Origin of the sequence: Halobacillus rhizosphaerae (assembly GCF_046719735.1) — a bacterium.
GTDB lineage: Bacteria > Bacillota > Bacilli > Bacillales > Halobacillaceae > Halobacillus_B > Halobacillus_B rhizosphaerae.
Genome location: NZ_JAUTWQ010000010.1, coordinates 52,327 through 71,275, shown reverse-complemented (window position 1 = coordinate 71,275; position 18,949 = coordinate 52,327). Strand labels below are relative to the sequence as shown.

Below are 18,949 nucleotides of genomic sequence, written 5' to 3'. Positions count from 1 at the left end.
AGATTACTAATGAAGAAATTATTGACGGGTGTTATGGCTGCTATGTTCATTTTTGTTTTAGCAGCGTGTGGTTCATCAGATGAAGAAGATTCTGCCAGCGACGGCAGTGGAGACGATAATAAAGTCATAACAGTAGGAGCTACAAGTGTTCCGCATGCCGAAGTACTTGAAAAAGCTAAACCATTGTTAAAAGAAAAAGGAATTACCTTGAAGATTGAAGAATATCAAGATTATATTCTTCCTAATAAAGATCTGGCAGAAGGCCGAATTGATGCAAATTACTTCCAGCATATTCCGTATTTGAAAGCGCAAGAAAAAGAAAATGGTTATGATTTTGTAAACCTTGGCGGAATTCACATTGAGCCTATGGGGATCTACTCTAAAAATATAGATTCCAAAGATGATATTAAAGATGGAACGACTGTAATTATGAGTCGTTCGGTCGCCGATCACGGTCGGATTCTTTCCTTATTAGAAAGGGAAGGGTTAATTAAACTGGATGAAGACGTCGATAAGGTAGATGCAACCGTAGATGACATAGTTAAAAATCCAAAAAACTTAAAGTTCGATGATGGTGTAGAAGCTGCCTTTCTTCCAGAAACGTATAAGCGCGAAGAAGATGCTTTAGTGGCAATCAACACAAACTACGCTATTGAAGCTGATCTTAATCCGAGTGAAGATGCGCTTATCCTTGAAGGGGCAGATTCTCCTTACGTAAATGTGATTGCCGCTCAAAGTAAGGATAAAGACTCTAAAGCTCTGCAAACTTTGGTCGACGTGCTTCACTCTGATGATATCCAAAACTTCATTAAAGAGAAGTATGATGGAGCAGTCGTGCCTGTAGATGGCAGTGAATCCGAATAAGGCATAAAAAGCGTAACTGCGGTTTATACTAACCGCAGTTACGCTATTTTTATTCCAGGAGGTTTTATCTATGCAGGAACAGGAAGTCAATTGGACAAAGATGTACTTACAGGAATATAAAGAAGGAATTGGCCATTTCTCTGAAGTCATGCCAGATGTTGCTCATCAATTCAGCCAGTTTTCTGAAGCTTGTTTTAAAGATGGAGAGCTTTCAAAAAAAGAAAAACAGCTGATGGCTTTAGGGATTAGTATTGTGGCACAGGACGAGTATTGCATGGTTTACCATACAAAAGGATGTGTAGATCAAGGGGCAACGGAAAAAGAAATTCTGGAAGCGTGTGGAGTTGCTGCTGCCTTCGGCGGTGGCGCAGCGCTGAGCCAGGCAGTAACACTAGTACAGGATGCTTTCCAAGATTTAAAAGATTCTGTACATTAGCAATTATCAGTAAATAAAAGGATTAATGATCAAAATGACTGAATTATCATGTACAGCCGTCTTTTTTACAATAAGACACACCAAATTAGTTTATTCAGAGATTGGTGAGGGTAAAGTTCTGTGATAAGCTAAATATTGTAAAAAATCTGAAAGGATTGATTTATTATCAGTGACTTGCTGAATTTGAATTATACTGCTGAGATGGAAAAGGCAATGCATCAAGCCCATAACATGAGTTTCGCTGAATACAGCAGAAAGTTGGATACCCGCTTAAAAGTTGAACAAAAGCGCCAACATGAATTCGAAAAGAGTCAAAAGATGATTGCGCAAGTCGATCGACAGCTCCATAGATAAATGTTTATTAAACAGGTGGCATCGGCCGCCTGTTTTTTTCTTGGAAGAACTGAGAAAAACCTGATATCATAAGACTTTAGATGTCAATTTGTAAGGGTGTCGGCAGATGTCGAAACAAAGGAAAAAAGTTGATATCAGTTTCGAAATGATATAAGATTGTAATGAGAATAAATTGAGAATGGTTTTTGTTTCCTATTAACCAAACATTCAATAATAACAAATAGATACTGGAGGTATTATTTATGGCAGGATCAACTCTAGAAATCAAAGATCTTCATGTTGAAATTGAAGGTCAGGAAATCCTTAAAGGTGTAAATCTTACAATTAACGGCGGTGAATTTCACGCAGTTATGGGACCAAACGGAACAGGTAAATCTACCCTAGCTTCCGCGATTATGGGCCACCCTAAATATGAAGTAACTCAAGGGGAAGTCTTGCTGGATGGCGAGAATGTCCTTGAAATGGAAGTAGATGAGCGTGCACAGGCCGGCCTATTCCTGGCTATGCAGTATCCAAGTGAAATCAGCGGTGTTACTAACTCCGATTTCCTTCGTTCTTCCATTAATGCTCATCGTGAAGAAGGCGATGAAATCTCACTAATGAAATTTATTAAAGATATGGACTCGAAAATGGACACACTTGAAATGGATAAAAATATGGCACAGCGTTACTTAAACGAAGGGTTTTCCGGCGGTGAGAAGAAACGTAATGAAATCCTTCAGCTTATGATGATTCAGCCGGCAATTGCAATTTTGGATGAAATTGATTCTGGTCTAGATATTGATGCACTTAAAGTCGTTTCTAAAGGCATTAACGAAATGCGCAACAATGAATTTGGCTGCCTGATTATCACACACTATCAACGCCTCCTAAATTACATCACACCAGATAAAGTACACGTTATGATGCAGGGCCGTGTTGTGAAATCCGGAGGTCCTGAACTTTCTCAGCGATTAGAGGAAGAAGGATATGACTGGATCAAGCAAGAGCTTGGCATCGAAGACGAAACTATTGGTCAACAAGCGTAATAACGATAGGAGGGATAACATGACTGTAGAAGTCTCACTACCATACGACAAAGATTATGTGACACAATTCTCTCAAGGTTTAAATGAGCCGGAATGGATGAAGAACCTTCGTCTTAGCGCCTTAGAGAAATCGGAGGCACTTCCTTTACCTAAGCCTGATAAAACGAATATCAGCAAATGGAACTTCACGGAATTTAAGCATGAAGTTAAAGGGGAAAAAATTGAATCTTTAAACCAATTGCCTAACGATATTCAAGACTTTTTAGATAAAGAAAAAGAACAGCAGAATCTTGTTATTCAGCGTAATCACACAGTTGCCTATGCGGCTATGGATGAGAAGCTAAAAGAGCAGGGAGTAATTTTTACCGATATCGGCACGGCTATCCAAGAACACAGTGATTTAGTTGAGAAATATTATATGAGTGATGCTGTTCATATTGATGAACATCGTCTGACTGCATTGCATGCTGCTTTAATGAATGGCGGAATTTTCTTATACGTGCCTAAAAACGTAGAAATCCAAGATCCATTGCAGGCCATTTTCTGGCAGGAAGATCCAGAGGCTTCCCTTATTAATCATGTGTTAGTTGTCGCTGAAGAAAATAGTTCTGTAACTTATGTAGAAAACTATATTTCTCAAAATAAAGAAGCCAAAACTTCTGCAAATATTATTACTGAAGTTATTGCTAAAGCTGGAGCAAGCGTGTCCTTCGGAGCAGTAGATAACTTTGAAGCCGGCACAACGGTTTACACAAACCGCCGAGGTGTGGCTGATCGTGATGCTACGATCGAATGGGCGCTTGGACAAATGAACGAAGGGGACACAGTATCTGAAAATATTACCCACTTAGTTGGAGATAATTCTCATTCCAATGCTAAAACAGTAGCTATTGGCCGTGGAACTCAGAAACAGAACTTCACTGCCAACATTACTCACTTTGGCAAAGGGTCTGAAGGCTATATTCTTCAACACGGTGTAATGAAAGATAAGTCCTCTGCTATTTTCAACGGGATCGGAAAAATTGAGCATGGAGCAACGAAATCCAATGCCGAGCAAGAATCTCGTGTATTAATGCTTAGTAAGGATGCTCGTGGTGATGCCAATCCAATTCTTCTTATTGATGAAGATGATGTAACGGCGGGTCACGCAGCTTCCGTAGGACGAGTGGACCCTGTACAGCTCTATTATCTAATGAGCCGTGGGATCTCTAAATTCGAAGCAGAACGATTAATTATCCATGGTTTCCTAGCTCCCGTGGTTAATCAGCTTCCTGTCGAAGCGGTGAAACGTCAGTTGACACAAGTCATTGAAAGGAAAGTTTATTAATGGATGTAAAAGCGGTTCGTGATGCATTTCCGATCCTGCATCAGGAAGTAAACGGTCACCCGCTCGTCTATTTAGACTCTTCTGCTACTTCTCAAAAGCCTATTTCAGTCATTGATAAGATGAGTGAGTATTATAAGGGCTACAATTCTAATGTTCACCGTGGTGTACACACCCTGGGCACCAGAGCCACCGATGAGTATGAAGGCGCACGGGAAAAGGTAAGGCGTTTTATTAACGCTTCCAGTCTTCAAGAAGTTATTTTCACTCGTGGCACTACAACAGCCATTAATACAGTGGCTTCCAGCTACGGTCGTGCGAATGTAAGAGAAGGCGATGAAATTGTTATCTCTCCAATGGAACACCATAGTAACCTGATACCTTGGCAGCAGCTAGCTAAGCAAACAGGCGCAGAACTAAAGTACATGCCTTTACAATCTGATGGAACAATAAACCTTGAGGATGTTAAGGAAACAATCACAGATCGAACCAAGATTGTCGCTATTATGCACGTTTCTAATGTGCTGGGTACCATAAATCCAGTAAAAGAAATTGCAGAAATCGCCCATCAGCATGAAGCTGTCATGTTAGTGGATGGCGCTCAGGCGGCACCTCACATGAAGGTGGATGTGCAGGATCTTGACTGTGATTTCTATGCTTTCTCTGCTCATAAAATGTGTGGGCCAACTGGAATTGGGGTACTTTATGGAAAGAGGGCTCTTTTAAAAGCAATGGAGCCTGTAGAGTTTGGCGGCGAAATGATTGATTTCGTAAACCTTTACGACTCTACTTGGAAAGAACTTCCTTGGAAATTCGAAGGCGGAACTCCTATAATTGCAGGAGCTATCGGACTCGGTGCTGCGATCGATTTTCTTAATGATATTGGTCTGGATGAAATTGCTGCCCATGAACACAAACTAACGGCATATGCTCAGCAGCAATTAAAAACTGTCGATGGATTAACTATTTATGGCCCCGAAGAGCGGGCAGGGTTAATTACATTTAATCTGGATGATGTTCACCCTCATGACACAGCAACCGTTCTTGATGCTGAAGGCATTGCCGTTAGAGCAGGACACCATTGTGCTCAGCCATTGATGAAATGGCTGGACGTGTCTGCAACGGCAAGAGCGAGTTTCTATTTATATAATACTGAAGAAGATATTGATCGATTAGTTGAAGGATTAAAAAGAACAAAGGAGTATTTTGGTGATGTCTTTTAATAATTTAGATACTCTCTACCGTCAAGTTATTATGGATCACTACAAGAACCCTAGAAATAAGGGTTCTGTTGAAGGAGATCACATGACTGTAGACATGAATAATCCGACTTGCGGAGATCGAATTCAGCTGCAGCTTCAAGTGAAAGATGGTATGGTGGAAGATGCTAAGTTTGATGGAGAAGGTTGTTCCATCAGTATGTCCTCTGCTTCAATGATGACCCAGGCAATTAAAGGTAAATCAGTAGAAGAAGCTATGAAGATGTCTGAAATTTTCTCTGAAATGATGCTCGGAAATGAAGTAGAGACAGAGGATATCGACCTGGGAGATATGGAAGCTCTGCAAGGAGTATCCAAATTCCCTGCCCGGATTAAATGCGCTACATTGGCTTGGAAAGCCATGGAAAAAGGCGTAGATGAGGAAGAGCAGGCTTAAGTGCTTGTTATACCAAAAGGAGGTATTTAATCATGGCTAAAAAAGCGCCAGAAGTTGGGGAATACGAATACGGTTTTCATGAGAAAGACGTTTCTATTTTTCGTACTCAAAAAGGTTTGACTAAAGAAGTAGTTGAACAAATTTCTAATTATAAAGAAGAGCCAAAGTGGATGCTTGATTTCCGTTTGAAATCCTTGGAACAGTTTTATAAAATGCCTATGCCTCAATGGGGCGGGGATTTATCTGAACTGAATTTTGACGATATCACGTACTATGTTAAGCCATCTGAACGTTCTGAACGGTCTTGGGATGAAGTTCCGGAAGAGATTAAAAATACCTTTGATCGTTTAGGAATTCCAGAAGCTGAACAGAAATATCTAGCTGGGGTTTCTGCTCAGTATGAATCTGAAGTTGTTTATCACAACATGCAGGAAGATCTCGAGAATTTAGGTGTTATATTTAAGGATACAGACTCTGCACTTAAAGAAAATGAAGATCTATTTAAGGAGTATTTTGGTAAAGTAATCCCTCCTTCTGATAATAAATTTTCTGCATTAAATTCAGCTGTATGGTCTGGCGGATCCTTCATTTATGTGCCTAAGGGAACTAAAGTCGAAACTCCGCTGCAAGCCTACTTCCGTATTAACTCTGAAAATATGGGGCAGTTCGAGCGTACGTTGATTATTGTGGATGAGGGTGCTTCTGTACATTATGTAGAAGGCTGTACAGCCCCAACCTATTCTTCAAGCTCACTGCACAGTGCAGTAGTAGAGATCTTTATTAAAGATAATGCTTATTGCCGTTATACGACCATCCAGAACTGGGCAAACAATGTGTATAACCTGGTTACCAAACGTGCTGTAGCTGATAAAAATGCTACAATGGAATGGGTAGATGGCAACCTTGGTTCTAAGTTAACGATGAAGTACCCTGCTGTAATCCTAAAAGGTGAAGGGGCTCGTGGAATGACGTTATCTATTGCCATGGCAGGTAAAGGCCAGCACCAGGATGCAGGAGCTAAGATGCACCACTTGGCGCCGAATACTTCTTCCACCATTGTTTCCAAATCAATCTCCAAGCACGGTGGTAAAGTAACGTATCGAGGTATTGTACAATTCGGTCGTAATGCAGAAGGAGCTCGCTCTAATGTTGAATGCGATACGTTGATTATGGATAATGCTTCAACTTCCGACACAATCCCATACAACGAAATCATGAACGAAAACATTTCTCTTGAGCACGAAGCAAAAGTTTCGAAGGTTTCTGAAGAACAGCTGTTCTATTTGATGAGCCGCGGAATTTCTGAAGAAGAAGCAACAGAAATGATCGTCATGGGCTTCATTGAGCCATTTACGAAAGAACTGCCAATGGAATACGCAGTAGAAATGAACCGTCTGATTAAATTCGAGATGGAAGGTTCTATTGGTTAAGATTTTGAATCTTAAATATGAGACTGCACAGATGTCTATGATCTGTGCAGTTTCTTTATGTAAAGATTTAGTAACAGGATCCCGCACACGATGTTTTCGTCATATAAATCGTGGTACTATAATATTATCTTATCAAGAGCAAAGGAATGCTTCATATGATGGTCACCCTATTGTTTGTCATTGGATTTGTAACAGCACTTATTGGAAGCGTCGCCGGATTAGGTGGAGGCGTTATTTTAGTACCATCGCTTCTATTTCTTGGCGACCACTTTGATTCATTTAACTGGGTTACCCCGCAGTCAACTGTTGGAATTTCTTTAGTTGTAATGATTTTTACAGGCATGGCGGCGGCGATTTCGTACATTCGACACAAAAGAGTCGATAAAAAAATAGGTTTTTTGCTGCTTGCAGGAAGTGTACCCGGGGGTATATTAGGTGCGTGGCTGAACCAGTTTTTAAACTCTAACTTATTTTCCCTCGTGTTTGGTGCGATCATGATCCTTGTTTCTTTACTATTTTTTCTGCCGAGAAGTAAGGATAAAACGTCAGAAGCGAATAAACGAGGAATAAAGCGGGAAAAAGAATTGGATGGGGAAACGTTTATTTATACAATGCCGATTGGACGTGGTTTAGTTCTGGCATTTATTGTAGGCCTATTATCAGGGTTATTAGGCATAGGCGGCGGATCACTAATGGTTCCTGCTATGATTTTACTCTTTGCTTTTCCAGCCCATATTGCGACAGCAACTTCGATGTTTATGATTTTCTTTGCTAGTATTTCAAGTTCTGCTACACACGTCATTCTTGGTCATGTAGAATGGGGACACACATTATCCTTTATTCCAGGAGCTTATTTAGGTGGGAGTGCAGGTGCGTGGCTGAATCGAAAATTAAATGGACAGGCAGTAGAATGGTTATTAAGGATCTTACTTATTCTTATTGGTATTAGGCTTATTTGGCAAGGGATTGGATAGGAGACTGATGGATCATGAAAGAAAAAATATATTTATATTATACAAGTGATTTACATAGTCATTTTGAAAATTGGCCGCAAATCATTGGGTATTTTAATAAACAGAAAAAAAAGCATTTAAGAAACAATGAAACATTCTGGCTTTTGGACAATGGAGACCATGTGGACCGTTTCCATCCGATAGCAGAAGGACTGATGGGAAAAGGAAATGTGACTTTGTTGAATGAAGCAGGGTACGATTTTGCGAATTTAGGAAACAATGAGGGCATTACTTTATCCCATGAAGATTTATTTACCTTATATGATGAGGCATCGTTTAGTGTAGTTTGTGCAAATTTGTATTCAAAAGAAGGTCCACAGCCTGAATGGCTCAAGCCCTATAAAGTGATGGAAACCAACCAGGAAGTAAAAGTTGGGGTGATCGGTCTGACTGCTCCCTTTGTGACCTTTTACCAAATGCTTGGGTGGGAAGTCGAACCCCCTTTCGAAGCGTTAGACAGAATTATTGAAGAGGTCAAAAGCCAAAGTGATATTGTTGTACTTCTTTCTCATTTAGGGGTCAACGATGATGAAGAAATTGCCAGAAAGTACAAAGGGATTGACGTTATCGTCGGAGGCCACACGCATCACATTTTTCAAAACGGCGAATATAATAACACCTCTTTATTGACGGCTGCTGGCAAGCACGGTACTCACCTTGGAGAAGTGATCTTAGAATGGGATTTTGAGCAAAAGTCATTAACAAAGAAAGAGGCTTATGCCGTCCCGACAGAAAATTTGCGGAAAGATGTAGAAGTAACAAAGCGAGTACAAACTATGCGTGAATTTGCTTTATCTCATTTACAAGAACCTGTCGTCCTCTTAAAAGAACCGCTAAATATTGCGTGGTTTCAGGAAACGCCATTAATGAAACAGTTGACGATAGAAATGCAAAAATGGACGGGAGCAGACCTGGCCATGCTCAATGCTGGAGTTCTTCTTGATCACTTGAACAGCGGGGAAATTACCTATCAGGATGTTCATCGGATCTGTCCGCACCCCATGAATCCTTGCAAAGTGGAATTAAAAGGGGACGAAATCCTTGAAGTTATTCGCGTAGCTCATACGAAAAAGTTAACGGAGATAAGATTGAAGGGGCTTGGATTTCGTGGAGAAGTCATAGGAAAAATGATTTTTTCGGGGGTCGATATTAAAACGGTGGAAGATGCTGAAGGAGAATTGCACGTTATCAAAGTCCTTATGAATGGAGTTCCTATTAAAAGAGAACAAACCTACACTTTAGCAACAGCTGACACTTTTACTTTTGGCCGTCTGTTTCCTGAGATTGCGTATTCTGCGAAGAAGCAGTATTATATGCCTGAACTATTAAGAGATGTGTTAACTGAAGCTCTGAAGTCTATGAACGATGATAATTAAAGAAAGTGAAGATTCTTTTCTGAAAGCTGTCTGCTTTGAGTTGATCTTTGCCTGTCAGGAAATCTTTCTGCAGGAAAGACGCAGTTCAAACCAGGCAGCTTTTTTATGTCTAGTATGGTGAAGAGGGAAAGAGATAGATGATTCTTAAAGATAAAAGACCAGCGGTAGGTGTATGGAAAGATCCTATAGATTGCAGATGTGTTTGATGCAGGAACGATCGATCGATCTATAGACCCGCTATGCTGCCCCATAAAGGTCTAGATGTGCTTTATGCGGGTGTCTACAACGTTTTTTCGGTCAAGGTAGGGTTAAAGTATTCAGAAGGTGTAATGTAGTTCATCCTAACGGGCTTAGTGTTAAATTAAGTGACAAGAGGACTGGAGTGGTATCCCGGCAGAATCTTGACCTTTGTGATCGGCCAGTGGTAAGAATATTTGAAGATAAGGGCCGATTGGTCAATGGCAAATATGAAGTAGACTTGTCTTTACATTAAATATTATGATTGCAGATTGTGATATAACTTAGCTATGTTCATGCTTAAACCTCTCCTTCTAGACATATAGATAGTTCAGGAGGGGTTGTTATATGAAAAGAAATAAGAACGTTACCCGCCCAGCCTCACTTGGGAAGAAAATTGTGCTGACCTTTTTATTTTTCATAGTTTTTACTGCTTTAAGCTTATGGTTTATTAACAGAGGGATTACTCCTGCACTAATAGGAATTGCTGAAACGAAGACCCAGCAATTAGCAAGGGATGCCATAAATGAAGCTGTAAATAAGCAGATTTCAGAGGACTTGCAATTTAACGATTTAGTTAAAATGGAGAAAGATGATAATGGGAATATTGTATACATGGGCTGGAATTCTGTAGTTGTAAACCGTGTACTTCGCAATACAACTTATCGGGTTCAGAACTTTTTGAAGAGGATGGAATTAAATGAATTACCGATGGAAGACACGAGTTTAGAACCAGAGATCGATCCGGATCAAACTCAGGATGACTTAGGAAAGCAGCCGGCAACTTTAATAGAAATTCCGATTGGCCAAGCTTCCCATAATTCTCTGCTGGCCAACCTTGGTCCTAAAGTTCCTGTCCAGCTTCGCGTTATTGGTGACGTTCAATCTAATTTCCAGAGTAAACTTACGGAGTACGGAATCAACGCTGCGTTTTTTGAACTTGCTATTCATATTGAGGTAAATGTACGAATCGTTATTCCGTTTTCTTCTGAAACCACCACTGTAGTTACAGATATTCCAATAGATACGAGTACAATTCTGGGGAAAGTGCCGAATTTTTATAATGGCATGGGCAAAAATGGGGAATCTACACCTTTTTCTTACCCAATGGATCCCTTGCAATAAACACTTTTCCTTGATAAAATGGCAAAGAATTTAATATGCGTGACCTTATCAAATCGATGAGGTAGAGGTGCGGGTTTCATAAGTAGGCAATGGGAGTGTGACGACGAATACCATTGAGGAAAGGGAGGCTTGCCGAAGTATTGGTTTGTTTGTCAGACAAATGATACTGGTGTATATCTGAATAAGAAATACACTGTCATGCATGCTTCACGATGCATGGAGAGCTACAGATCGAAATGGAGGATAATCCAAATTGCTTCTAGGCAATGATAGGTTATTTTCTATCATTGTCTTTTTTATTCCCTCATTTTATCCGCAGTAGCCTTCCAGGTCATCACATCATTGATATGACGGAGGAGAACCAATTATGGAAGGAACTATTTATTCACTTATTCCCGCAATTTTAATGCTGGTTCTTGTGGTTGTAACCAGGAAAGTTATTCTATCCCTCGGGGTTGGGATACTAGTAGGAGCTTTTATGCTCACAACCTTTAACATTTGGAAAGGGATCGAGCTGATTTGGTCTAAATTTGCTGCGATCTTTGTTAGTGATGGGGCTCTAAACACCGGGAACGTCTATTTACTGTCCTTTCTGCTTTTACTAGGGATTACTACTGCTTTCATGACAGCTTCAGGAGGCAGTCAGGCGTTTGGAAAGTGGGCGGTAAGCCATATTAAGACTCGCAGGGGAGCTAAACTGATCCCTGTGGTGCTTGGTATAATCATTTTTATTGATGATTATTTTAATGCCTTGGCAGTAGGACAAGTTGCCAGACCTGTGACAGATCGATATAAAGTTTCGCGGGCTAAGCTCGCCTATTATATTGATTCTACTTCTGCACCTGTTACGGTAATTTCTCCGATTTCCAGCTGGGGTGCGTATATTATTGGAACAATCGGAAGCATATTAGCTGCAAATGAAATTACAGAATATCATGCTTTAGAAGCGTTTGTACGAATGATTCCGGCAAATTTATATGTTTTTGCAGCACTCTTACTTGTCTTTTTAACCGTCTACATGAAATTGGATTTTGGTCCGATGAAAGAACATGAAGACCGCGCTAAGAAAACAGGGAAGCTAATTAACCCTGCGAAAGGTGATGTTCCAGGGGATTTGAATGATGAATTTAAAGAGCATGAGAACGGGAAAATGATTTACCTCGTGCTACCTATTGTTATTCTCGTCTTGGGAACTATAGGGTCCATGTTGGTTACTGGCATAAAGAGCTCCCCTGAGGAGGTAAGTCTTCTCTCTATTTTTGCTAATACCAATGTAAATATCTCGTTATTCATAGGTGGAATCCTTGCTGTTGCTGCAGCCGCTATACTTTATACCATCCAGGCAGAGCCCAAGTCTTCGATCGGCCATGTCACCTGGCAAGGAATAAAGGCGATGCTTCCGGCAATCTATATTTTAGTTTTTGCTTGGATGATTGGAGATATTATCAGCCAGCTAGGTACCGGAGAGTACTTGGCAGGTAAATTTAGTGAAGAATCGATTAACCCTGCTTTTCTGCCATTTTTAATATTTATTATTTCAGGATTTATGGCACTCGCAACTGGTACTTCTTGGGGAACATTTGGGATCATGCTTCCAATTGCGGGAGAGATAGCCGCGGTTACAGATGTAACATTAGTATTACCAGCATTGTCTGCTGTTCTGGCTGGTTCGGTATTTGGAGACCACTGCTCTCCAATTTCGGACACCACCATCCTTTCTTCCACGGGGGCAGGAGCAAATCATATCGACCATGTTATGACTCAATTGCCCTATGCAGGCCTAGCGGCAGGTGCTGCTGCCATTGGGTATCTAGTGTTAGGGTTTACTGGTCAAATCTGGCTGCCTTTAGGTATTACATTGTTATTAGTTCTAGGTGTGGGTATTATGATTCATGCTTTTAATACTGGTAAAAAAACAACTTCTCCTTCCTAGGAAATAGTTAAAGATAGACGTTAATCACGCGTCTATCTTTTTTTTGTTATTTTTTCTCAATTCTAATATTTTAAATATTATTTTGACAAGCTTATAAGGGATGGTTATAATTTAAGCATAAATAATCAGAAAATAAATAAATATTTGAATCATTCTTCTGCTAAGCTGGTTTGATAGTAATTTGGCAGAAGAGTTCAATAATAAAGGGAGGTCTTTCACATGGAACAACGTGCACAATGGGGGTCGCGAGTCGGTTTTTTGCTGGCTGCAATGGGGTCAGCAATAGGGCTAGGAAACATATGGCGCTTTCCGGCTACAGCCTATGAAAGCGGCGGAGGAGCATTTATTATACCTTATTTATTTGCGCTGCTTACAGCGGGAATTCCCATTCTAGTTTTAGAGTACACTGTAGGACATAAGTTTAGAGGTTCTGCACCGAAGTCATTTGGCAGATTAAGAAAGGGATTTGAATGGATGGGATGGTGGCAGGTTGCCATTGCATTTGTTATTTCCACTTATTATTCGGTCATTATTGCCTGGGCAATCATGTATTCTTTTTATTCGCTCAATCTGAGTTGGGGCGATGATCCCACAAACTTTTTTGTTGGAGATTTCTTGAATTTAGTAGATCCAGGACAATTCGGTGGATTAGTACCAAAGGTTCTTCTGCCATTGCTTGCCGTCTGGGTCATTACATTAGGATTTCTTGGACGAGGTATTAAAAAAGGTGTCGAGGCAGCTAACAAAATTTTCATTCCTGCTTTGTTAGTCTTGTTTCTGATTATTGTTATTCGCGCTGTGACACTGGACGGTGCTGGAGATGGTCTTTCCGCTTTCTTTACGCCTCAATGGAGCAAAATTGCTGATCCGCAAGTCTGGGTAGCAGCTTATGGACAAATTTTCTTTAGTTTATCGATTGCATTTGCGATTATGATTACGTATTCTTCTTATTTACCTAAAAAGTCTGATATTACAAATAATGCTTTTATTACCGGTTTTGCCAACTCCTCTTTTGAAATTTTGGCTGGTATTGGAGTGTTCGCTGCTATTGGCTTTATGGCTCATTCATATGGGATGAGTGTTAGCGAACTGGCAACTGAGAAAGGTGTCGGAGGCATTGGGCTTGCCTTTATGGTGTTCCCGGAAATTATTAGTCAAATACCTGGGATCCCAGGACTGTTCGGAGTTTTATTCTTCGTATCCCTTGTCCTTGCAGGTCTGTCTTCTCTGATCTCTATTACAGAGACTTATGTGGCCGCTGTTTCCGAAAAATTCAATATTTCCAGAATAAAATCCGTAATCTTTGGCGGCGGACTATCAGCAATTATTTCTCTTGCTTACGCTACAAAAGGCGGACTTAGCCTGTTAGATACTGTAGACCACTTCATCAATAATTACGGAATTGCACTTTCCGGATTATTTGAAGTTGTAGCACTCGCCTGGTTTGCACGCGGACTTAAAGGATTTCAAGCGCATGCAAACGAAGTGTCTGACATTCACTTAGGTGGATGGTGGCGCCTGTGTTTAGGAGTCATTACGCCAATCGTTTTAGGTTATATGATGGTGCAGAATTTACGGGGAGAAGTTAAATCTGCTTATGCAGACTATCCCGTCGACTTCTTATTTAATTTTGGCTGGATTGTGGCAATCGGAGCTATATTCGTCGGAGCGCTTCTTTCTATTAAAAAATGGCCGCATGATGAACTTGAATATCAAAGAAAAGCTGAGGAAGAGAATAAGGAGGTTGCTCGCTAATGGCTGTTGTTATGTTTATCATTACAGTTGTAATTATTTGGGGTGGCCTGGCAGCAAGCATTATTCATGCTGTTCGCAAGGCAAAAGCTAGTTAATTTAAAGAAATTTAATGGTTAAGGAACGATAAAGAAAAACGGGAAGGCATTTTAACTGCCTTCCCGCTTTTTAATTTTTGGCCATGCGCTCCCATTTTCGTAAATAAGGATAAGGGTCAAATGACCATTCGTTCTTTCCGTTATCTTGATACATTCCATAATGAAGGTGTGGTGGGAACTTTCCAGAGGTACCGGGAGGACCATATCCAGAAGCCCCTACGGACCCGATCACATCACCAGGCTGTACGACATCACCAATTTTCATTCCTTCTTTAAAGCCATTAAGGTGAGCATAATAATGGTAAATATTATAAATATCACGAATGCCAATTCTCCATCCGCCAAATTTATTCCAGCCCTTCATCTCGATGACACCATACGTAGTTGATTTTACAGGTACTCCATAATTAGCGAAAATATCTGTCCCTTCGTGAATTCGTCTCCCTCCAAACCCACGGGCGTCACCCCATGTATTTTTATAACTGTAATTAGTTTGAGTAGGCACAGGAAAATCACGTTTTGTTAAGGAAACAGTTTGAAATTTCTTGAACACTTCCGCTGTGTTTACAATGGTTTGCACAGTGAGGTCACGTTTATAATAATTCCACAAAGCAATTTTAATATCATCCGGGGTTGTACCAAACGATTTAATATAGGATGCCATCGACCAAAGTACATCTTCATCATTATTGATTTGCACTTTTTGATCACCATTTCCATCAGCGCCCCATCCTTCTGGGAAGATAGCTGCTGGCATTTCTCCTGCACTGCCGGTCCAGAACATAGGATCAGGTTCAATTGCTGTCACGCGTCCTTCTTTACGGTTTGTGTGAATCTGCCGCTCGTATTGATCAACTGCCGCGATATATTCCCACGGAATGTCAGTTAAAGCTGACGTTTTTTTATAAAGAGCCATTCTTGCTGAGCTTTCCTGATCAGCTTGAACCACAGAATTCGGCAAGATGATAAAAGATAATACTGCAGCTATAAGGAATCCAATGTACTTCATTTTTATTTCACCTACAGATTATTTGATACCATTAGCTTGTGAAATTTGCGGACTGTTATGATAGGAAAAGAAAGGAAGGTTTATTTTTTTTCCATGTCTCCGCTCATGTTCATATTCTTATTGTTATTTTGCTGAACTTGCCCTTGGGGAGCTTTTTTCATCTTTTTAATTATGCTTTCAATGACACTGTTATAGTTTTTATCGTAAACGGTAGACGTGCTTAAGCTTTGAATGTCTCCAAAAGCGGAAGGGTTATCTGACACATACACATGGTAGAAGCTGGGAACGAGGGAATAGGCGGTTTTTTTAACCATATCAGCTGCCATATTGCGGTCTTCGCTGGCCGGTTTTTTATAAGCGACTAGCACTTCGTTATCAGTCACTACCGTAGCAACATCTTCAAATCCATCGTAAGTTAATATCATTCTGGTAATCATATCAGCTACCTGCTCACGATTCACTTTAATTTTACGACGCTGTTCTTTTTTCTGATCCAGCTGCGTACTTTTAAACCGTACATAACCCACTTGTCCATCGACTAGTTTGTCATTATAACTATCCATGGAATTTCCATTGAGCGCATCATCTTGATTCATTTTATTATCTGCATTTTTCACCTTCTCATTGGCACACCCAGCTGAGGTGAGTATGACAACAGAAAAAAGTAAGGGTATTAGTTTGCTTTTCATTGTTTTTTTCCTCCTAATTGTTCTTTTCATTAGGTTGAACCGATTTTAAAGAAAAATACAAAATTTGAAGATATGTATTTCTCTCTATGGAAATAAATATGATACACTTAGTACAACGTAAGAGGTGATGCATGTGGTGGAAATATTAGGGAAAACCTACGAAATTCTTGAAGATTATCGAGAAGCTTATAAAGAGGAAGAACTCGAAGGACGCTTTAGCGATATTTTAAGTAAATACGATTTCATCGTAGGAGACTGGGGGTATGGTCAGCTTCGTTTGAAAGGATTTTATGATGATCAGAACCCAAAAGCGACTTTCGATACGAAAATAAGTACTTTGGAAGATTACTTGTATGAATATTGCAACTTTGGCTGTGCTTATTTTGTATTAAAGCGAATAGACCAATAAAACCGGCGCTGATTTAACGCCGGTTTTATTGTTATTCTTTTTCTTCTGAGGGTTTTAAATCCTGATCGGGCTCGTCATGAGTGGGGTGAGCTCCATCTTCCTGTCGGGGAAGATCCTGATGCAAGGCTTTATATTCATAATTGAAAGCACTGTAATAGCGCTGTTTGTTTGTCCATGGGGCACTTTTTCTATTGGAAACGGGCTTATATTTGTTTCTTGGAGACCCGTATGCGCCTTCGGGAAGCTGTTCGGGAACGAGGTAATTACGCTGTGCTTCTACATTCGCAAAATCAGAATAAAATTCTTCATCTTTATCGCCCATACTAAAAAACCTCCTTTGGGTTAGTTTTTCCAAAGAAGGTCCTCTTATTCTTCACAGAAGGTCATTTAAGTAGCTTCTTAACTGTTCTGCTTCCATTTGATTTAATTGAAAAACATGTTCTAAATGACCTGGCTGGTGTATGTTATCTTTATCGATTAGCCCATGCCGAGTGCCTAAGAGATCAATCACCAGCGTTTGGTCATTAAAGTAATCCGCCACTAATAATGCGAGTTCAAAGCGATGATTTCCTGCAGTAAAGGTTACAAAACGTGTGACTGTAGTTTCAGATGCATCATGGAGAAGACTTCGTTTGACCATTTCACCACTCCTATTCATGATTCATAGCTCGGTTAACATCTGTTTTAGACCTTACAAGCAGACTCTCTTCCCTATATTTTACCATAGACACGGCGGGCTTCTATCTCCTTTTTCATTCGTAATAAAAATTATGTTATCATGTGAAGGAAGAAGCGCGTACCAACGAGTGGAGGTTAAGTCATGTATTTTGTAAACCGAGAAAAAATTGAAGAAATTTTAGCTTTTATGGAAAAAATTTTAAAGCAATTTGATGAACAATCTTTTCATTCCTCTAAAGACCTCTTAATGCTTGAACGGGTAACTCACATCAGTGCAGAGGCAATCATTGATGTAGGTAACATGATGATTGATGGGTTTATTATGCGTGATCCCGGCAGTTATAATGATATTATTGATATTATGATGGACGAAAAGGTGATTCCTTATGAAGAAGAGGACAGCTACAAGCAATTTATCCAGTTGAGAAAAATGGTCGTTCAGAACTACGTATCCGTGGATCATCAAGAGATATTAGCGGTGTGGAAATCACATGGACAAGCATTAAAGCAATTTCCGATAAGAATCAGAACTTACTTAGATAATGAATTAGGTCCTGTCAGTGCTTTCTCCAAAGATTAAAACCTTATTATTTTACCCGTACTTCTCAAACGAATATAATAGATAGGTAAATAAATCGCGTGTTACACTCGACAATATTTGCTGAAAAGCCTCGTCATAACGGGCTTTTTTTAATGCGGAGAGGTAAAGGAGTTTTAGAAGAAAATGAAACCATATCAAGCTTATTTTTTAGATTTAGATGGAACGATGTATAAAGGAACCGATCGAATTGAAGGAGCAGCAGAATTTGTGAATCATCTTATCGAAAAAGAGCTGCCGTTCATGTTTTTAACAAATAATTCTTCCAAGAATGCTCAACAAGTAGCTGAAAAGCTTCAATCATTGGATATCCAGGCAAAACAAGAACAGATATTTACGACGAGTATGGCAACGGCTGAATATCTTAGCTCTGAGAAACCAGGAGCTAAGATCTTTGCTATTGGAGAAGAAGGGCTACTGAATGCTCTAGCTGAAGAGAATTTACAACTTGTAGAGGAAGATGCCGATTACGTCATCATAGGACTGGATCGAGAAGTCAATTATGAAAAACTTGCCAAGGCTTGTTTAAATGTAAGAAGCGGTGCAGAATTAATCAGCACAAATGGGGACATTGCCATCCCAACTGAAAGAGGAATGCTACCGGGAAATGGAGCAATAACTTCTGTTATTTCTGTCAGTACAAACGTTGAACCCACATTCATTGGCAAGCCCGAATCTACAATTATGGACCAAGCTCTTAAGAAAATGGGGACTACTAAAGAGAAAGTGTTGATGGTAGGAGATAACTATCATACGGATATATTAGCAGGCATTCATGCGGGGCTTGATACATTAATGGTGGAGACAGGAGTAAGTACCTTCGAGGATATTCGTAATCAAGACGAGCAGCCTACTTATAAAGCAAAAAATTTAATTGAATGGCTGCAAACGCACTGCCAGGACAATGAACGAAATTAGGATACTTGAAACTTTTTCCATC

At 40.0% G+C, this 18,949-nt stretch carries 20 protein-coding genes and 1 riboswitch; of the genes, 16 read left to right on the top strand and 4 right to left on the bottom strand.

From position 1 onward, the window contains the following. The first annotated feature begins 9 nt into the window (after positions 1 to 9). The 13 genes from Q7A53_RS11885 to Q7A53_RS11825 all read left to right on the top strand — a co-directional run bounded on the left by Q7A53_RS11885 (position 10) and on the right by Q7A53_RS11825 (position 14,626). On the top strand, positions 10 to 864 hold the full coding sequence (locus Q7A53_RS11885) for a MetQ/NlpA family ABC transporter substrate-binding protein (protein WP_411789390.1): 855 nt from the start codon (positions 10 to 12) through the stop codon (positions 862 to 864). 70 nt (positions 865 to 934) lie between these two features. After that, on the top strand, positions 935 to 1,300 hold the full coding sequence (locus tag Q7A53_RS11880; protein ID WP_411789389.1) for a carboxymuconolactone decarboxylase family protein: 366 nt from the start codon (positions 935 to 937) through the stop codon (positions 1,298 to 1,300). 596 nt (positions 1,301 to 1,896) lie between these two features. Then, entirely contained in the window at positions 1,897 to 2,682 is a 786-nt protein-coding gene (gene sufC / locus Q7A53_RS11875) for a Fe-S cluster assembly ATPase SufC (protein WP_411789388.1), read from the top strand. A 19-nt stretch (positions 2,683 to 2,701) separates the two neighbouring features. After that, positions 2,702 to 4,009, top strand: coding sequence for a Fe-S cluster assembly protein SufD (gene sufD, locus Q7A53_RS11870; protein WP_411789387.1), 1,308 nt, complete (start codon positions 2,702 to 2,704; stop codon positions 4,007 to 4,009). Next, entirely contained in the window at positions 4,009 to 5,229 is a 1,221-nt protein-coding gene (locus Q7A53_RS11865; RefSeq protein ID WP_411789386.1) for a cysteine desulfurase, read from the top strand. Before sufD ends, Q7A53_RS11865 begins: the two co-directional genes overlap by 1 nt. Continuing rightward, entirely contained in the window at positions 5,219 to 5,662 is a 444-nt protein-coding gene (gene sufU / locus Q7A53_RS11860; protein WP_411789385.1) for a Fe-S cluster assembly sulfur transfer protein SufU, read from the top strand. Before Q7A53_RS11865 ends, sufU begins: the two co-directional genes overlap by 11 nt. Before the next feature lie 32 nt (positions 5,663 to 5,694). After that, entirely contained in the window at positions 5,695 to 7,092 is a 1,398-nt protein-coding gene (gene sufB, locus Q7A53_RS11855) for a Fe-S cluster assembly protein SufB (protein ID WP_411789384.1), read from the top strand. 146 nt (positions 7,093 to 7,238) lie between these two features. After that, positions 7,239 to 8,066 carry a sulfite exporter TauE/SafE family protein gene (locus tag Q7A53_RS11850; RefSeq protein ID WP_411789383.1) on the top strand — a complete coding sequence of 276 codons (828 nt, stop codon included), beginning with the start codon at positions 7,239 to 7,241 and terminating at the stop codon, positions 8,064 to 8,066. 14 nt (positions 8,067 to 8,080) lie between these two features. Beyond that, positions 8,081 to 9,481 carry a bifunctional metallophosphatase/5'-nucleotidase gene (locus Q7A53_RS11845; RefSeq protein WP_411789382.1) on the top strand — a complete coding sequence of 467 codons (1,401 nt, stop codon included), beginning with the start codon at positions 8,081 to 8,083 and terminating at the stop codon, positions 9,479 to 9,481. A 585-nt stretch (positions 9,482 to 10,066) separates the two neighbouring features. Beyond that, positions 10,067 to 10,843: a sporulation protein YunB gene (gene yunB, locus Q7A53_RS11840; protein ID WP_411789381.1), complete on the top strand. Its 777-nt coding sequence runs from the start codon at positions 10,067 to 10,069 to the stop codon at positions 10,841 to 10,843. 54 nt (positions 10,844 to 10,897) lie between these two features. Beyond that, a riboswitch (Lysine riboswitch) is annotated at positions 10,898 to 11,078 on the top strand. Between the two features lie 132 nt (positions 11,079 to 11,210). Further along, the gene (locus Q7A53_RS11835; RefSeq protein WP_411789380.1) at positions 11,211 to 12,776 is read left to right on the top strand and encodes a Na+/H+ antiporter NhaC family protein; all 1,566 of its coding nucleotides are present in this window, start codon (positions 11,211 to 11,213) and stop codon (positions 12,774 to 12,776) included. A 219-nt stretch (positions 12,777 to 12,995) separates the two neighbouring features. After that, positions 12,996 to 14,531: a sodium-dependent transporter gene (locus tag Q7A53_RS11830; RefSeq protein ID WP_411789379.1), complete on the top strand. Its 1,536-nt coding sequence runs from the start codon at positions 12,996 to 12,998 to the stop codon at positions 14,529 to 14,531. Then, positions 14,531 to 14,626 (top strand): MetS family NSS transporter small subunit, encoded by a 96-nt coding sequence (locus Q7A53_RS11825; RefSeq protein WP_411789378.1) that lies wholly within the window; start codon positions 14,531 to 14,533, stop codon positions 14,624 to 14,626. The genes Q7A53_RS11830 and Q7A53_RS11825 overlap by 1 nt, the downstream gene beginning before the upstream one ends. Before the next feature lie 70 nt (positions 14,627 to 14,696). Here the strand turns inward: Q7A53_RS11825 and Q7A53_RS11820 are convergent, their stop codons facing one another. After that, complete coding sequence (locus Q7A53_RS11820) at positions 14,697 to 15,635, bottom strand: M23 family metallopeptidase (protein ID WP_411789377.1); 939 nt, start codon at positions 15,633 to 15,635, stop codon at positions 14,697 to 14,699. A gap of 80 nt (positions 15,636 to 15,715) precedes the next feature. Beyond that, positions 15,716 to 16,324 (bottom strand): YhcN/YlaJ family sporulation lipoprotein, encoded by a 609-nt coding sequence (locus Q7A53_RS11815; RefSeq protein ID WP_411789376.1) that lies wholly within the window; start codon positions 16,322 to 16,324, stop codon positions 15,716 to 15,718. Between the two features lie 133 nt (positions 16,325 to 16,457). On the opposite strand from Q7A53_RS11815, the gene Q7A53_RS11810 reads away from it, so the two are divergent. Next, positions 16,458 to 16,733 (top strand): YutD family protein, encoded by a 276-nt coding sequence (locus tag Q7A53_RS11810; protein WP_411789375.1) that lies wholly within the window; start codon positions 16,458 to 16,460, stop codon positions 16,731 to 16,733. Positions 16,734 to 16,764: 31 nt separating this feature from the next. On the opposite strand, the gene Q7A53_RS11805 is transcribed toward Q7A53_RS11810, so the two are convergent. Continuing rightward, positions 16,765 to 17,055 carry a cytosolic protein gene (locus tag Q7A53_RS11805; protein WP_411789374.1) on the bottom strand — a complete coding sequence of 97 codons (291 nt, stop codon included), beginning with the start codon at positions 17,053 to 17,055 and terminating at the stop codon, positions 16,765 to 16,767. 51 nt (positions 17,056 to 17,106) lie between these two features. Then, positions 17,107 to 17,373, bottom strand: coding sequence for an SAV0927 family protein (locus tag Q7A53_RS11800; protein WP_411789373.1), 267 nt, complete (start codon positions 17,371 to 17,373; stop codon positions 17,107 to 17,109). A 180-nt stretch (positions 17,374 to 17,553) separates the two neighbouring features. On the opposite strand from Q7A53_RS11800, the gene Q7A53_RS11795 reads away from it, so the two are divergent. Beyond that, a complete protein-coding gene (locus Q7A53_RS11795) occupies positions 17,554 to 17,991 on the top strand; it encodes a DUF86 domain-containing protein (RefSeq protein ID WP_411789372.1) in 438 nt (145 codons plus the stop codon). 144 nt (positions 17,992 to 18,135) lie between these two features. Continuing rightward, entirely contained in the window at positions 18,136 to 18,927 is a 792-nt protein-coding gene (locus tag Q7A53_RS11790; protein WP_411789371.1) for a TIGR01457 family HAD-type hydrolase, read from the top strand. The last annotated feature ends 22 nt before the right edge of the window (positions 18,928 to 18,949 follow it).

What these genes read in the sequence shown, in the direction of transcription:
- Q7A53_RS11885 (WP_411789390.1), top strand. Translation starts at nt 10, where the DNA reads ATGAAGAAATTATTGACGGGTGTTATGGCTGCTATGTTCATTTTTGTT.
- Q7A53_RS11880 (WP_411789389.1), top strand. Translation starts at nt 935, where the DNA reads ATGCAGGAACAGGAAGTCAATTGGACAAAGATGTACTTACAGGAATAT.
- sufC (WP_411789388.1), top strand. Translation starts at nt 1,897, where the DNA reads ATGGCAGGATCAACTCTAGAAATCAAAGATCTTCATGTTGAAATTGAA.
- sufD (WP_411789387.1), top strand. Translation starts at nt 2,702, where the DNA reads ATGACTGTAGAAGTCTCACTACCATACGACAAAGATTATGTGACACAA.
- Q7A53_RS11865 (WP_411789386.1), top strand. Translation starts at nt 4,009, where the DNA reads ATGGATGTAAAAGCGGTTCGTGATGCATTTCCGATCCTGCATCAGGAA.
- sufU (WP_411789385.1), top strand. Translation starts at nt 5,219, where the DNA reads ATGTCTTTTAATAATTTAGATACTCTCTACCGTCAAGTTATTATGGAT.
- sufB (WP_411789384.1), top strand. Translation starts at nt 5,695, where the DNA reads ATGGCTAAAAAAGCGCCAGAAGTTGGGGAATACGAATACGGTTTTCAT.
- Q7A53_RS11850 (WP_411789383.1), top strand. Translation starts at nt 7,239, where the DNA reads ATGCTTCATATGATGGTCACCCTATTGTTTGTCATTGGATTTGTAACA.
- Q7A53_RS11845 (WP_411789382.1), top strand. Translation starts at nt 8,081, where the DNA reads ATGAAAGAAAAAATATATTTATATTATACAAGTGATTTACATAGTCAT.
- yunB (WP_411789381.1), top strand. Translation starts at nt 10,067, where the DNA reads ATGAAAAGAAATAAGAACGTTACCCGCCCAGCCTCACTTGGGAAGAAA.
- Q7A53_RS11835 (WP_411789380.1), top strand. Translation starts at nt 11,211, where the DNA reads ATGGAAGGAACTATTTATTCACTTATTCCCGCAATTTTAATGCTGGTT.
- Q7A53_RS11830 (WP_411789379.1), top strand. Translation starts at nt 12,996, where the DNA reads ATGGAACAACGTGCACAATGGGGGTCGCGAGTCGGTTTTTTGCTGGCT.
- Q7A53_RS11825 (WP_411789378.1), top strand. Translation starts at nt 14,531, where the DNA reads ATGGCTGTTGTTATGTTTATCATTACAGTTGTAATTATTTGGGGTGGC.
- Q7A53_RS11820 (WP_411789377.1), bottom strand. Translation starts at nt 15,635, where the DNA reads ATGAAGTACATTGGATTCCTTATAGCTGCAGTATTATCTTTTATCATC.
- Q7A53_RS11815 (WP_411789376.1), bottom strand. Translation starts at nt 16,324, where the DNA reads ATGAAAAGCAAACTAATACCCTTACTTTTTTCTGTTGTCATACTCACC.
- Q7A53_RS11805 (WP_411789374.1), bottom strand. Translation starts at nt 17,055, where the DNA reads ATGGGCGATAAAGATGAAGAATTTTATTCTGATTTTGCGAATGTAGAA.
- Q7A53_RS11800 (WP_411789373.1), bottom strand. Translation starts at nt 17,373, where the DNA reads ATGGTCAAACGAAGTCTTCTCCATGATGCATCTGAAACTACAGTCACA.
- Q7A53_RS11795 (WP_411789372.1), top strand. Translation starts at nt 17,554, where the DNA reads ATGTATTTTGTAAACCGAGAAAAAATTGAAGAAATTTTAGCTTTTATG.
- Q7A53_RS11790 (WP_411789371.1), top strand. Translation starts at nt 18,136, where the DNA reads ATGAAACCATATCAAGCTTATTTTTTAGATTTAGATGGAACGATGTAT.